Source organism: Xenorhabdus anantnagensis, from assembly GCF_028598555.1.
Classification (GTDB): domain Bacteria; phylum Pseudomonadota; class Gammaproteobacteria; order Enterobacterales; family Enterobacteriaceae; genus Xenorhabdus; species Xenorhabdus anantnagensis.
Genome location: NZ_JAQRFN010000001.1, coordinates 176,287 through 192,325, shown reverse-complemented (window position 1 = coordinate 192,325; position 16,039 = coordinate 176,287). Strand labels below are relative to the sequence as shown.

Annotated in this window: 6 protein-coding genes; 2 read left to right on the top strand and 4 right to left on the bottom strand. The window is 43.5% G+C overall.

Features of this window, described 5'->3' with window-relative positions; genetic code table 11:
* Positions 1-45: 45 nt before the first annotated feature.
* Together PSI14_RS00660 and tpx are read right to left on the bottom strand one after the other, a co-directional pair.
* Positions 46-2,010 (bottom strand): type VI secretion system Vgr family protein, encoded by a 1,965-nt coding sequence (locus PSI14_RS00660; RefSeq protein WP_273573917.1) that lies wholly within the window; start codon positions 2,008-2,010, stop codon positions 46-48.
* A 477-nt stretch (positions 2,011-2,487) separates the two neighbouring features.
* Entirely contained in the window at positions 2,488-2,991 is a 504-nt protein-coding gene (tpx, locus tag PSI14_RS00655; RefSeq protein WP_273573916.1) for a thiol peroxidase, read from the bottom strand.
* 167 nt (positions 2,992-3,158) lie between these two features.
* Here tpx and PSI14_RS00650 point away from each other — a divergent pair, with 167 nt between their 5' ends.
* Both PSI14_RS00650 and zntB read left to right on the top strand, forming a co-directional pair.
* On the top strand, positions 3,159-4,787 hold the full coding sequence (locus PSI14_RS00650; RefSeq protein ID WP_370688792.1) for a peptide ABC transporter substrate-binding protein: 1,629 nt from the start codon (positions 3,159-3,161) through the stop codon (positions 4,785-4,787).
* Between the two features lie 58 nt (positions 4,788-4,845).
* A complete protein-coding gene (gene zntB, locus PSI14_RS00645; protein ID WP_273573915.1) occupies positions 4,846-5,829 on the top strand; it encodes a zinc transporter ZntB in 984 nt (327 codons plus the stop codon).
* A 392-nt stretch (positions 5,830-6,221) separates the two neighbouring features.
* On the opposite strand, the gene ttcA is transcribed toward zntB, so the two are convergent.
* Positions 6,222-7,115: a tRNA 2-thiocytidine(32) synthetase TtcA gene (gene ttcA, locus PSI14_RS00640; protein ID WP_273573914.1), complete on the bottom strand. Its 894-nt coding sequence runs from the start codon at positions 7,113-7,115 to the stop codon at positions 6,222-6,224.
* A 135-nt stretch (positions 7,116-7,250) separates the two neighbouring features.
* On the bottom strand, positions 7,251-16,037 hold the full coding sequence (locus PSI14_RS00635) for a non-ribosomal peptide synthetase (protein ID WP_273573913.1): 8,787 nt from the start codon (positions 16,035-16,037) through the stop codon (positions 7,251-7,253).
* Positions 16,038-16,039 lie beyond the last annotated feature (2 nt).

Genomic DNA, 16,039 nt, shown 5'->3' with positions numbered 1-16,039 from the left:
GTTTTTTATTTTTTCTTTAATAGAATAGAGAAACTTAATGAGCACTTAACCCAATTGAATAAGCCCGGCTGTGATGGCAATTCTTATTGTACTTTTAATGTCCAATATAGAATTGGATTCTAGGGATAACTTGCTTGCTTTAATATCAGCGCTTCCTGTTACGGATTCATTTTTATTTCCTGTAACATCCAGCTTATAACTTCCACGAATATTTTCGGATTTACTGCCAGTGATGGATGCTTTATATCCACCCGAAATAGTATATTGAATTCCACCACTTGTTACTTCGACTTCTTTACCATTGCTTACGGTAGTCTTTTGCTTATTTTTGTAAGTGGCATTTTCTTCTTGCTCTACCGTTGTTTCGTGTTTCGCCTTGTAATGAAATGTAGCATCTTGTTCTACTGTGTCTTGCTGTTTTTTCTTGATCTCTGTGATACGGGAACCATCAATGGAAACGGTTTTATCATTTTCCACGGAGACTTTCATATCCTTCTCAGCATGAATTTCAAAAGATTCTTTTCCTTGAGCATCATCAATAAATAAATAACTGGCATTATCTTTTCCCCCCTCCAGACTGCGCGTCATTATTCCCATTTTGGTGGCTTCTTTTGGTAATTCCCAGGGAGGCATATTATTTTGGTTAAAACTACGTCCTACTACGAGAGGTTCATCTGGATTGTTATTAATGAAATTAACGATAACTTCTTCACCCACTCTGGGTATTTGTATCGCACCAAACTTCGCACCTGCCCAATCGTTAGATACCCGCACCCAACAGGAACTCTTATCGTCTTTTGTATCACTTCTATCCCAATGAAACTTGAGTTTGACCCTACCATGTTTATCAGTCCAAATGGTTTTCCCATTTGCTCCGACAACAGTAGCTCGGTCAGTGCCTGCGATTGGCCATGGTGTGATGCGAGGAGCACGCCAGTTTACTTTTGCGGGAATAGCGGTGAATTCAGTGGTTATTTTGCACGAGCTGCCAGCACTAGGAGAATTTACGCCTACAATGTATGGGCTTTCATGAAGTTCATAGTCTGCACTGACAATAAGATAGTCATCGTTATCTTTGTCCCGCAGGGCTTTTGACAATGTGAAGATATAACCTGGAGCAATATCTGACTCTATGCTTTTCGCTTTTATATACTGACTCTGCGCGGTACAGGATTGCTGTAATATTCGAACGTAGAATTGTCCTTGCGCATTTTCAGTATAATTTCCCGGCCACTCAAACAGTTCTGTTTTTGGTACACTAGGATCTGGATTCTGTTGGGTTTCTTTCAGCAATGCATTCGGCTTAAGAAAATTATAGTCATTCATCGTATAAAGTTTTGGCGTTATTGAATAACTTACAGTCCAGTCGTACAGGTAATGTTTGTCATTGTCCTTGGGTGGGGGATGATTTGGATAATATTCAATGGAAGAATATTCTGGCAGCTTTGAATGGGATTGTGGGGAATCCGCTAATATTAATGTATGATCATTTTTATTGTGTTGAAAATAATAATAAATTCCTTCACGTTCCATTAACCGACTCAAAAAATCAAAATCAGTTTCTTTGTACTGAGTACAGTATTCTAATGGTTGATATTTAGAATTAAGCTCACTCTTAAATTTTACTTTATGTTTATTGAGAACTTCCTTAATAATCTCAGGAACCGTCTTTTTCTGCCAGATTCTGAAATCTTTGTTTAAAGTGAGTATAAACAATGTAGGTTGGATGATGACCTTATATAAGTAGTAATATTCATCATAATAATCACAAATGATAGCTTCACGGACAATCCCGCTTAGAAATCGTGATTTTTCTGCAATGTTTGCTGGATTCTTTATTTCTATTGATATGGGTTTGTTTCTTAATTCTTTGATATCAACATCTTTGTTTTTACTGAAGAGTTCAACTTCAAAACTATAAATAGTTGATAGTTTCTCTTTTCCTTTTAAGGAATTAAAAATTAAAGTGTCATCACTTAATGGAGAGTGAGCAATGATAACTCTTTCCATTTGAAACCTCTTTTTTCTTAAGGCGATAGCTACCGCACGGCCTTTGGGATAAAACCCAGAGAACAAATTAAAATTTCTTATGTTTTTGGTTGCTCTTATTGAGTAACAATATTTCATTTGTTATTATCTTGTATGTAATATTTCACTCTTAAAAATATTTTGCAACAAAATTATAATTTCAGTTATTATTTTGTTTGATTATGGTTTATGTTGTAAATGTCAGTGGTGGTTTGAAAGGTATGTTTAATGGCGTAATATTTTGATATTAAAGATATTTTTTAGAATGGATAAGAAAGGGGTTTGATGTAGAACAGAATAATTATTCTTAATGGTGATCGCGGGATGGTTTTGTATATAAAATAAGCTGGCGACGATAAGATCACAATTAATAATTTCATCGCCGCCAGAAAATAAACTTTTAAAAACAATATGTTGCTGCGTTAAAAAACAAAAGCAATATTATTAATAATAAAACAATTATTTCAATGCGGATAATGCACTGTCATAGTCAGGTTCATTGGTGATTTCATCGACTAGCTGACTATAAATAACTTGGTTGTTTTCATCCAGAACAATGACAGCACGTGCGGTCAGTCCACCCAATGGACCTTCATTTATTGCAACGCCGTAATCGTCCTGGAAGCTCCCGCTGCGAAGTGTTGAAAGGGTTACGACATTAGATAAACCTTCAGAGCCACAGAAACGAGACTGGGCAAAAGGTAAGTCTGCTGAAATACACAGTACGACAGTATTGTCTAATTCACTGGCGAACTGATTAAATGTACGGACAGATGTGGCACAAACACCGGTATCAATGCTTGGGAAGATATTAAGCACTTTGCGTTTACCTGCGTAGTGGCTCAATGCTATATCAGCAAGATCTTTAGCGACCAGCGTGAATTCTTTTGCTGTCTGACCTGCTTGTGGAAAATCGCCGTTGACGGTGATATCACTGCCTTGAAACTTGACTGTTTGTGTCATGGTTTTATCTCTCTATAAAGTAAACTGCGTCGCCAGTGTAAAGGAATAGTGCGATCTTGCCCACAAAAATAGATTCAATATCCATGAAATACTCTCCCACCCTTTAATTAACAATGTCTTATAATTTATTTTTAGGACGATTATTAGACTCACAAGGCACAAAAATCATGCATAATTTTAGGTTACTTCCCTCTGTATTGTTGATGGCAGGGCTTTCCTTTTCTTTATCTGTTTCCGCTGCTCAAGTTCCTGTTGGCACTCAGCTTGATCCCGACCAAGAGTTGGTTCGTCAGTTAAAAGATGAACCAGCATCGCTGGATCCAATAAAATCTTTCGGTTTAACAGAAGCGCAAGTATTGCGCGATCTGTTTGAAGGTTTGGTCAACCAAGATGCCCACGGTCAGGCCATTCCAGGTGTTGCCATTGATTGGAAGACAAAAGATAACAAGATATGGATATTTACATTACGTCAGGATGCCCGTTGGTCTAATGGTGGCAGCGTTACGGCATCTGATTTTGTTTATAGCTGGCAGAGACTGGTCAATCCCGAAAATGCTTCTTCTTTTTCTTGGTTTGCTGCTTTATCAGGCATTGAGAATGCTCAGGAAATCATTGATGGAAAGTTGCCACCAGAGAAATTGGGTGTTGAGGCCATTGATCCTTATACACTGAAAGTTACCCTGAACCGTCCTGTACCTTATTTCCCCAGCATGACAACCAACTTTAGCCTTTATCCGGTTAACAGACAGTGCGTTGAGAAATATAGTAAAGATTGGACTCGGGTAGGGCATTTGATAGGAAATGGGGCATTTATGCTAACCGGACGCGTCGTGAATGAAAAAATTGTCCTGACGCCAAATCCGTATTACTGGGATCACAAAAATACAGTACTGAAAAAAGTTACTTTTATGCCCATTAATCAGGAATCCCATGCAACCAAGCGTTATCTGGCGGGAGATCTGGATATTACGGAATCTTTTCCTAAAAACATGTACCAGAAATTACTGAAGGATCTTCCCGGACAAGTCTTTACGCCGGATCAATTGGGAACATACTACTATGCTTTTAATACCCAACGAGCACCCATGAATGACGTTCGGGTCAGGCAAGCACTTTCAATGACGATAGACCGAAACCTGATTGCGAAAAAAGTCGTCGGAACGGGAGAAAAACCGGCATGGCATTTTACTCCGGATGTCACGGCAGGGTTCAAGCCAGAGAAAAGCCGACTGGAAACATTGACTCAACAAGAATTGGATGCTCAGGCAAAAGAATTACTGAAAGCGGCTGGGTATGGCCCTGAAAATCCATTAAAGATCTCATTGCTTTATAACAACTTAGAAAACAACCAGCGAATAGCGATTGCAATTAGTTCTGAATGGAAGAAAAAACTGGGCGTGGAAGTGAAACTGGTTAATCAAGAATGGAAAACTTACGTGGATAACCGTAATACGGGTAACTTCGATGTGGTGAGAGCCTCTTGGACCGGCGATTATAATGAGGCATCCAGTTTTTTGTCTCTTCTGACATCCACTCACAGTGGCAATATCGCGAAGTTCCATAATGCTGACTATGATGCGCTGCTCGAAGCTGCCAGCTATAAAACTGACGATGTAGCCAGAAATCGTGACTACAATCGGGCAGAAAAAATGATTGCTGAACAAGCACCAATCGCCCCGATTTATCAGTATACCAATGGCCGATTAATCAAACCGTGGTTAAAAGGATACCCGATCACCAATCCTGAAGATGTCGCTTATAGTCATACCATGTATATCATCAAGAAAGACAATTAAGCACGCACGCTAGGTACAAAAATTAAGTACGAAAATTAAATACGAACAAGGAGCAGATGTGGAAACGATCTATGGCTCGGTATTTAAAGGTTCAAATGCCATTTATGCCTGTCAATTAAATGGCAAGGGGGGAATTACGGCATTTGGGGAAGATTCACGCGTAACCGCAGAACAGCCAGTATGGCAACATCTTGATTATAAAAATCCGGATAGTCATCAATGGCTCATGAATACAACCTTGCTATCGTCTCCGGTAAAGGAAGAGTTAGTGAGTGAAAGTATTCGCCCGAAAATGCTGCGTACAGGCGAAGGAACTTTGATTACCTTGAGATCGGTGAACCGCAATGATAATGCGCGCCCTGATCACCTAGTTTCGTTCCGCATCTATATTAATGACAAAATTATTATCTCAAGCCGACATCGGAAAATTCATTCCATCGATCAAGTTCTGGAAGATTTACATAACGGTGTTGGTGCGAAAAGTGCCGGCAATTGGTTGATTGAAATAGCCGGAGCCATTACTGATGAAGTCAATGACTTCATTGAAGAACTACATGACAACCTGATTGAGCTTGAAGATGATATTTTGGAGCAGAAAGTACCTGGTCGCGGAGAATTGGTGTTGCTGCGTAAACAGCTAATTGTTCTGCGCCGGTACATGGCTCCACAGCGGGATGTTTTTATTCGTCTGACCAGTGAACGACTGCCCTGGATGAGCGATGAAGAGCGTCATCTAATGCAGGAAATTGCTGATCGACTGGGGAGGGGAATGGATGATCTTGATGGTTGCATTGCCCGAACCGCAGTCCTTGCAGATGAAATTACTTCCATGATGGCGGATGCCATGAATCGTCGTATTTACATGATGTCTCTGTTGACGATGATATTCTTACCAACAACTTTTTTGACGGGATTATTCGGCGTCAATCTGGGAGGGATACCGGGTAATAACTATCAGTTTGGATTCGGTTTATTCAGTTTTTTGTTGTCACTATTGATGGTGGTTTTCGCTTGGTGGTTAAGGCGAAGTAAATGGCTGTAGGGCTGTAGAAGTAAATAATTATAGAAAGAAAAATCAATTGAGCAAATAATCGCCATCTGCTCACAGAGGAAGCCAATAGTGCTATCGGATTTGAGATATATCAATAATCGTTAGCCATAATTGAGGCACTATAGGCCTTGCAGGTGAATACAACGTTGAGCGATGAACGTTGTACTCCATAATTGTAGTTTTTCTCACATTGAGTTTTAACAAAATAATTGCTCATTAATTATGCCGATGCTTTTTTAGTATCGGCTATTTTTTCTGTTGTTACTGAGTGCGTTTCCCTCAGTTTATGGTGAGAAGAAATTAATAGTGAACAGATAATTGTGAACAGAAACAAATGTCAAGCAGCCTGTAATAAGACTGCTTTCAGTTTGACTTAATATAATTTAAACGTTCGTGATATCGATAAACATAGCTTCATCAATGTTAGTTGATGATACGACTGCTTCGTTAAAAGCATACTGTTCTCTTTCTCCATCACGAGACAATGGCAAGTTGACAAAGTCAAAAAGCGTTTTATCTGCTAATTGACTTGGGCTAACATTTTGAATGGATTTGAAAATGCTCTCAACGCGACCCGGTGTTTTCTTATCCCAATCTACCAACATCGCTTTGATTGCCTGCCGTTGCAGGTTTTCCTGCGAGCCACATAAATTGCAAGGAATGATTGGGAATTGTTTGTGTTCCGCATACTGGATAAGGTCTGTCTCTCGGCAATAGGCCAGTGGCCTTATGACAACATTGCGACCATCGTCTGAGCGTAATTTTGGCGGCATGGCTTTCATGCGTGCACCATGGAACATATTCAGGAACAGAGTTTCAACGATGTCATCAAGATGATGTCCGAGTGCAATTTTTGTTGCCCCGATTTTTTCTGCAAAAGAATAAAGTGTGCCGCGTCGTAATCTTGAACACAATCCACAGGTAGTTTTGCCTTCAGGAACTTTTTCTTTAACAACCGAATAGGTATCTTTATCTACAATGTAGTATGGAATATCCAGGCTCTCAAAATATTCGGGTAAAATGTGCTCAGGAAAACCGGGTTGCTTTTGATCAAGATTCACTGCAATTACACTGAAGTTTATTGGTGCCGCCTTTTGCAGATTCAACAGGATATCTAACATCGCAAATGAATCTTTGCCACCACTGATACATGCCATTACAACATCATTATTTTCAATCATATTGTAATCAATAATGGCATTACCAACGTTCCTCCTCAGGCGTTTTTGGAGTTTGTTGAATTCAAGTGTTTCTTTTCTCGTATCTTTTTGATTCATTGCGACTTCTCACATTGTCGATTGTATCGACGATAGATTTCCTATATGGATTCTTTGCAGGGGGAATGGATTATACGGATTTTTCTTTTTTGAGCAATACGAGGCCAACATTGCTGGCCTCGTTTCTTAATCAAGTTAACTTTTATTTATTGATATATTATCCTCAATTGACAAGGTATTAATTATTTCTGTGCTGAGAGTAGAAACGGAATCAATAATATTTTCGTGATAACAATCATCAATCAATGTAATCACTAATGGATTGATTGCCCACTGTGAAATATTGTTATCCGGTGTTTTGGCTATCAATTGACCCATCGCTAATCCAATTCCTTCTTGATGATATGGGCTTTCTTGACCCGCTTTAAATAAGGTGATGTTTGTATGTCTTAATTTCCCGCTAAAATTACAGTTTGCTATGCCAGATTCAAACGGTATTGCTTCCAATACTTTATTGATATAAGTGTCACTTGCTCCCATTTCCTGCAATTTCCTGATGACCTTACTATATTCACTTGGTATATCGAGTTTATTTCTAAGTTCTGTCATCTCATCATTATTGATTATGGTATCTAATAAGAACAACTGAATCTCTTTTGCGCCGAGTTGTTCTAATTGAAATGCAATCTCCATAGCTATTTGCCCTCCTAATGACCAACCTAAAATACGAATGGGTTTATCAATGGAAGTTTCTGTCAGAATTAACTCCATGTAGATTCTGGCTATCTGTTGTAGTGAGTTTATTTGGTTATCTGAACAGAGATTGTAATTATCGATACCGATACAGTTACACATATCAGATAAGGCATTTGCCAAAGGCTCATATACTTCACTACCGCAATTGGCTGCATGGATCATAAACAGTTTATTTGTTGCGGTTGATTCTGGTGTTAAGAAATTAAGTAAGCTGGATTTAACGCTACCTGCTTCCAGCCATTGGGATAACAAATAAATGCATTTATAGCTAAATAAAATATTTAAAGGAATATCAACATCTATTTCATTACGTATTGCTGTGGTCAGTTTAATCGCCATCAGAGAATTACCACCAATGCGGAAGAAGTTATCTTCAATGCCCACTCGCTCCAGTCCCAACACCTCCTGCCAAATAGCACACAGTCGGGTTTCCAGTGCATTGCGGGGAGCGATATAACTGTCCCGGTTTCCCCATACCGGCTCCGGCAAAGCGCGGCGATCCAGTTTGCCGTTCAGGGTTAAAGGTATGGATTCAATGCGGGTAAAACTGGCGGGCAACATATACTCCGGCAGACGGGCGGAGAGATGCTCAATCAGGGTTTTATCAGACAGTGCGCCATCCATCACCAGATAGGCGACCAATACTTTATTCCCCTGGTGCTCGCGGTCAATCACTGTTGCCTGTTTCACCTGCGGATGGGAAGTGAGGGCACTTTCAATTTCCCCCAACTCAATGCGGTAGCCGCGGATTTTAACCTGAAAGTCGTTGCGCCCTAGATATTCCAGCTCCCCGTTCGTTTGCCAGCGGACTAGGTCGCCGGTTTTGTACAGGCGGGTATAGCCTTTGACCTTGTCTTCTGCCGTCGCAAAGGGATTAGCCACAAAACGTTCGGCGGTCAGTTCAGGCCGGTTCAAATAGCCCCGCGCCAATCCGGCGCCGCCGATATATAGCTCTCCCGGTGTCCCGATAGGCGACAGATTGCCATAACCATCAATAACATAGAGACGGGCATTAATAATTGCCTTGCCAATGCTCGTTGCAATATCCCCACGTTGATACCGTTTCTCGGTCGCACAAACGGTAACTTCAGTCGGGCCGTAAGAATTCAAGACATCGCTGTGCTGGCTGAAATATTCAAGAAAATCTAAAGAAGGTGATTCACCCGCCGTCACCAGTAATTGCAGGGAGGGTAATTCAGCACCAATTAATAGCTTCAGCATGGCTGGAGGTAAAGCAGCTATTTCAATTCCTTCTTGCTGAATCAGTTTTTCAACCGCAGGGGCATTACGTTCTGTTTCGCTGCAAATATAAATGGTCAGGCCATTCAGTAAACTGGAAAATAATTCGAAAACCGAACCATCAAAGACATAAGCAGCAAACATTAATGCTTTTTTTATCTTGGTGGCATCAAAAATCCCTGCCTGTGCAGTAACCATGTGCGTAACATTTTTATGCTCGATCATGACACCTTTAGGCTGACCAGTGGTTCCAGAGGTATAGATGATATACGCCAAATCAGTGGGTTTATTTGCCGGAGCCGGATTATCCACGGGCTGGCCCACGGTTATTGTCCGGTCATCTGTGGCTATCAGGGCCGGCTGTTGAGCGAGTGTTTGGTTGTATTCCGCCAGTGTCGTCAAATGTCGTTGCTGAGTGATAACACAGGGGGGCTGGATGTCTTGCAGAATAAAATGGACCCTTTCCGACGGGTATTCCGGTGAAATGGGTACATAAGCACCGCCGGCTTTCAGTACCGCCAAGATACTGATAACCATGTCCAGACTGCGGTTGAGGTAAAGAGCTATTGGTGTATCTGCTTGCATAGGGGCATTACGCTGTTGCTGACAATGTTCGCGGATAACTCCAGCCAACTGATTCGCTTGTTCGTTGAGTTGGCAGTAGGTCAGCGTTTCCCCTTCAAACACCAGCGCCACATTATCCGGTGTTCTTTCCACCTGTGCTTCAAACAGTTGTTGCAGGGTTTTGTCCTGCGGGTAGGGTGCATCGGTCTGGTTCCAGGTATGCAGCAGAGTATGGCGCTCTTCCTCACTAAGGAACATGATTGACGCGTGCGGTTGATGTGGATCACAGGACACGGCGTACAGAATACGTTCAAGCTGACAAAGCAAGCGCTGTACCTGTTTATCTGTCAGCCAGTCTTCACCATAACTCAGTTTTATTATTAGACGGTTATCCTGCTCATAGGCCAGCAGCGATACCGGATAATCCACTTTTTCGATAGCACGGCGGAATGTCAGTGTCGTTTCAATACCTTTCCCGTTTTCGTTTGTCGTTGGAACTGGGTAGTTTTCAAAAACCAGCAGACTATGAAATAGCCGTTCTCCGTCGGATTGCAAGCTGGCAAGTGAGACGGCACTATGGCTGTTGAGGGTGGCGATATCCTTCTGAATGTCTTGTAAAACCGTCGCCACGCTGTCAGTCTGAGTCCATTGCACTGCCAGCGGCAGGGTATTGATATACAAGCCAACACTGGACTCAATGCCTTCTACGGGTACATCACGCCCCGATACAGTAGTGCCGACAATGGTTTGTTCATCCCCGCTGTAACTGTGCAGTAATTTATGCCAGGCAAATTGCAGGGCTACATTCAGGGTCACGCCTTGTGTTCGGCATGTATTCTTGAGCTGCTCATAAGCGTCTCCCTGTACAGTGAGCACCTGTTCAGCTGGCTTTTCAACGGCTTTTATCTGCGTCAGGTCAACGTGATGGCTTAACAGGGCAGACAGATCATTGGCACCTTGGCATGATGTTTTGTTGAGTCGTGCTTTGCGCTCCGCCCAATAAGCCTCAGATGCTGCTTTATTATCCAGATGATATTGCTGGGTTGCCAGATAGGCTTTATCTACCATTACCTGAGGGATTCGTCCCTGCTTGAGTTCATTGTAATATTCATGCACGGTTTGCAATAAAATCGGATTGCTCCAGCCGTCAGTAATACTGTGATGTTGCGTGATCAGTGCTGTTAACAGTTGTTCATTCTGCTTAATTAAGGTGAAGCGGGTTAAACCCGGCTGACTTAAATCAAAGGGCAGGGTACGGTCATTTTGTTGGATCGCTTCAATTGCCCGCTCTTTCTCTTCTGGCGGTAACTGGCTGATATCCTTTATGGTGAAATTTTCTGAACTAAGGCTGGCGCCCGCAGTCACAATCTGCAAAATTTCCTCTTCCCAATCAAATGCCATTCTGAGGATGGGAAAGTGCAGAGAAGCCAGCGACCAGGCTTGCTGATAAGCGGAAAGATCGACATGGGTGTGATAATCCAACAGCAGTTGTACACGATAGGCATCATCCTGTGGCTGAGCCAGATGATGATAAATAAATCCTTGCTGCAAACTGGTGGCGGGGTAGAGTGCTTCGATCGGATACTTCTGCTGAAGACGGCGCAACAGGTTGATTGAAAGCCCTTCAATGCCATAATCACTAGGCGTTTTTATCCCACCCGATTGAGCCTGTTTTTGACCCGCCATGATAACAGAATCAAGTGCCCGCTCAAATGCTGAGATAAACAATTGTGTCTGAGTCTGTGACAAGCCCGAATTGATACTAAATTGCAGCCTGTTTGCTTGGATCAATCCATTAATATTCAGCAGCAAATGACTATGGTTATCGTCTGCCACTACGTTTCCACAATCGTCGTTGGTCAATGACCAGTCTTGTCCGGCTTCTCCACCCAACTGGCCGAGGTAGTTGAAGCCGATCGTGGGCAAATCTCCGGTCAAATATCCAGCCTGACGTAATGCACCATAACCAATGCCTTTATTCGGCACAGCACGGAGCATCTCTTTGGTGTGGATAATCGTCTCAGCAATATCATCTTGCATTGCCAGCCGAACAGGATACAGGGCCGTAAACCAGCCGACGGTTTCTGATACATCCAGCGTGCTGTCGATGCTTTCCCGACCGTGACCTTCAAGCATGATGTGATTTACAGGTTGTGAAAAAACGGCCTGTAATGCCAGTGTGAGAGCGCTGAGCAGTAAGTCATTGATCTCGGTATGGTAACCGGCATTGGCTTCACGCAGCAGAATATCGGTCAATTCAGCAGAAATGCCCAGCATGTGCTGACTGATTTCACCCGAAGCAGAGTGAACAAGATCCCCTGCCATCACTTGTTGCCAGTAGGGAATTTCATGTTGGTGCTGTTGTGCATAGCGATGGACGGTATTGATCCACTGTCGATAGCTACTGGTTTTCGCTGGCAGTGTTTCGCCCTGCAATAATCTACGCATATCTTCAGCAATAATCTGCCAAGACACTACGTCAATAATCAGGTGGTGAAACGCGAAGAATAATCGAGCGCTGCTGTCAGCATAACCGGTCAGATGAGCGGCTTGCCATAAAGGCCCCGTGCAATAATCAAAGCCGCTCTGCCATTGAGTCAGTTGCTGGTATAGCTCAGCCTGATCTAATTGGCTGATGTCACTATGTTGCAAAGGCGGCAACCAAGATGGCATATCTGCGGGGTAACACTGGCGATAACCCTGTTCTGTGGCGACAAAACAGGCGCGTAACATATCATGCCGCTCAGTCAGCATTATCAGGGCTTGTTCAATCTGTGTGAATTGGATATCTCCGGGGAGCTGGATCATAAATGCCTGATTCCAATGGCATGGACTCGACAAATGCCAGTTGAAGAAATCTTGCTGGATAGGCAATAGACCAAATTCTCCGTTTAGTAAACCCTGTTCTGCGATTACTTTTACTGTGGATGATGTTTGTGTCAGCAACTGCGCCAAGCGTGCTATTGTCGGTGCTTCAAAAATCAATTTAACTTGTAGAGAGAAGCCCGCTTGCCGCAGCTTGGAAACTAACTTGATGCTGATAATGGAATCACCACCGATACGGAAGAAATTATCTTCAATGCCAACCCGCGCCAGACCCAATACTTCCTGCCAAATGGCACACAATTGGGTTTCCAGTGCATTGCGAGGTGCGATGTAACTGTCTCGGTTTCCCCATACTGGCTCCGGCAGGGCATGGCGATCCAGTTTGCCGTTCAGGGTTAGCGGTACAAATTCAATGCGGGTAAAGCTGGCCGGTAACATATATTCCGGCAGACGGGTAGAAAGATGTTCAACCAGAGTTTTATCGGACAATTTTTTGTCTGCGACCAGATACGCAACCAGCACTTGCTTCCCATTGTGCTCGCGGTCAATCACTACTGCCTGTTTTACCTGTGGATGTGAAGAGAGGGCGCTTTCAATTTCTCCCGGTTCAATACGATAGCCGCGGATTTTAACCTGAAAGTCATTGCGTCCCAGATATTCCAGCTTCCCATCCGGCAGCCAACGGACTAAGTCGCCGGTTTTGTACAGGCGGGTATAGCCTTTAGCTTTGTCTTCTACTGTCGCAAAGGGATTAGCCACAAAACGCTCGGCGGTCAGTTCAGGCCGGTTCAAATAGCCTCGCGCCAATCCGGCACCACCGATATACAGTTCTCCCGGCACGCCGATAGGAGACAGATTGCCGTGATCATCAAGAACGTAAAGACGGACATTATTAATGGCCTTGCCAATGTTGGTTGCAATATCCCCATATTGATACCGCTTCCCGGTCGCACAAACGCTAACTTCTGTCGGGCCGTAAGCATTCAGGACATCGCTGTGCTGGCTGAAATATTCAAGAAAATCTAAGGAGGGTGATTCTCCGGCTGTTACTAATAATTGCAGAGAGGGTAATTCAGCACCCATTAATAACTTCAACATGGCAGGCGGTAAGGTAACGAGTTCAATGCCTTCTCGTTGAATCAGTTTTTCAACCGCAGGAGCATTGCGCTCTGTTTCACTGCAAATGTAAATGGTCAGGCCATGCAGTAAACTGAGGAATAATTCGGAAACCGAAGCATCAAAGACATAAGCGGCAAACATCAAGGCTTTTTTCCGCTTTGCCACATCAAAAAGCTCTGCCTGTGCAGCCACCAGATGAGCCGCGTTTTTATGCTCAATCATGACACCTTTGGGTTGACCGGTGGTTCCAGAGGTATAGATGATATACGCCAAATCGGTCGGGGTGTTTATCAATACCGGATTTCCCACGGGCTGGCCTGCGGTTATTATCTGGTTATCCGCCGCTATCAGTGTGGGTTGTATCCGTGCTGGCTGTTCAGCACGTGCTTGAGTGTATTCCGCCAATGTCGTGAAGTGCCGTTGCTGGGTCACGATGCAAGGAGCTGCGGTATCAGCCAGAATAAACTGCACTCGTTCTGCTGGGTATTCCGGTGAAATGGGCACATAAGCGCCGCCGGCTTTCAGTACCGCCAAGATACTGATAACCATGTCCAGACCGCGGTCGAGGTAGAGGGCTATCGGGGTATCGGCTTGCATGGGGGCATTATTATGTTGCTGACAGCGCTCGCGGATCACACCGGCAAGTTGGTTCGCCTGTTCGTTTAACTGTCGATAGGACAGCGTTTCTCCCTCAAACACCAGCGCTACATTATCCGGCGTCTTTTCCACTTGTGCTTCAAACAGTTGTTGCAGGGTTTTATCCTGCGGATAGGGCGCATCGGTCTGGTTCCAAGTATGCAGCAAGGTATGGCGTTCTTCCTCACTGAGGAACATGATTGATGAATGGGATTGGTGTGGGTAACAGGCCACAATGTGCAAAATGCGCTCAAGCTGACAAAGTAAACGCCGTGCCTGTTCATCCTCCAACCAGTCTTCACCATAGCTCAATTTTATTATTAGACTGTTGTTTTGCTCATAGGCCAGCAGCGATATCGGGTAATCCACTTTTTCGACGGCCCGGCGGAATGTCAGGGTGTGTTCTATGCCTTCCCCATTCTCACTCTCCACAGGGTCAGGGTAGTTTTCAAAGACAAATAGGCTATGGAATAAGCGTTCCCCGTCGGATTGTAAATTGGCGAGTGAGATGGCACTGTAACTGTTGAGTGCGGCGATATCCTTCTGTATGTCTTGTAAAACCGCAGCCACACTGTCAGCCTGAGTCCATTGCACAGCCAGCGGCAGGGTATTGATATACAAGCCGACACTGGACTCAATACCGTCCACGGGGACATCACGCCCGGATACAGTGGTGCCGACAATAGTTTGTTCATCTCCGGTGTAACTGTGCAGTAATTTATGCCAAGCAAATTGCAGGGCTACATTCAGGGTCACGCCTTGCGTCCGGCAGGTGTTTTTAAGCTGTTCATAAGCGTCTCCCTGAATAGTGAACATTTGTTCGGCCGGTTTTTCGATGACTTTTATTTGTGTTAAGTCAACGTGGTGACTTAACAGGGCAGACAGATCGTTGGCGCCTTGGCATGATGTTTTGTGAAATTGTGTTTTACGTTCTGTCCAATAGGCTTCTGATTCAGCTTGATGATCCAGATGATATTGCTGGGTTGCCAGATAAGCTTGTTCCACCACGATCTGGGGTATTTGTCCCTTTATGAGTTGATTGTAATACTCATGTACGGCTTGCAATAAAATCGGGCCACTCCAACCGTCTGCAATGCAGTGATGTTGCGTGATCAACACGGTGACCAGTTGTTTATCCTGCTTGATGAAAGTGAAGCGGATTAAGCCGGGCTGACTTAAATTAAAAGGCAGGGCACGGTCATTTTGTTGAATTTCTTCAATCGCTTTATCCCGTTCTTCTGTTGGTAATTGGCTGATATCTTTGGTAGTAAAATTCGCCGGCCCAATACTGGCACCTAGGGTCACAACCTGTAAAATTTCCCCTTCCCAATCAAATGCCGTTCTGAGGATGGGGAAACGCAATGAAGCCAGCGACCAGGCTTGCTGATAGGCGGCAAGGTCGACATGGGTGTGATAATCCAATAGCAGTTGCACACGATAGGCATCATCCTGTGGTTGGGCCAGATGATGATAAATAAAACCTTGTTGCAAACTGGTAGCAGGAAGTATTGCTTCAATTTTGTTTTCGGAGGATGTGCTGGGATCATTAGAACCAGAATAACTACTACCGGAATAACGATCACCAGAATAACGATCACCAGAATAACTATCATCAGAATAACTACTATCAGTATAACTGCCACTGAAGATAAAACTCTCAAAATCTGCTTCGGAGAAGATATTTCTTTCATTCAAAAAATCTAAAATATTTTCTCTTTTTTCTTTAACCCTATCAATAAGTTGAATAGGGGGAGTTTCACCGGTAAACGCCAGTTTTAAGTTGTTTTCACGGACCCATACTGATACATGGTTTTTCTGAAGTTCTTTAAATAGCATCAACATTT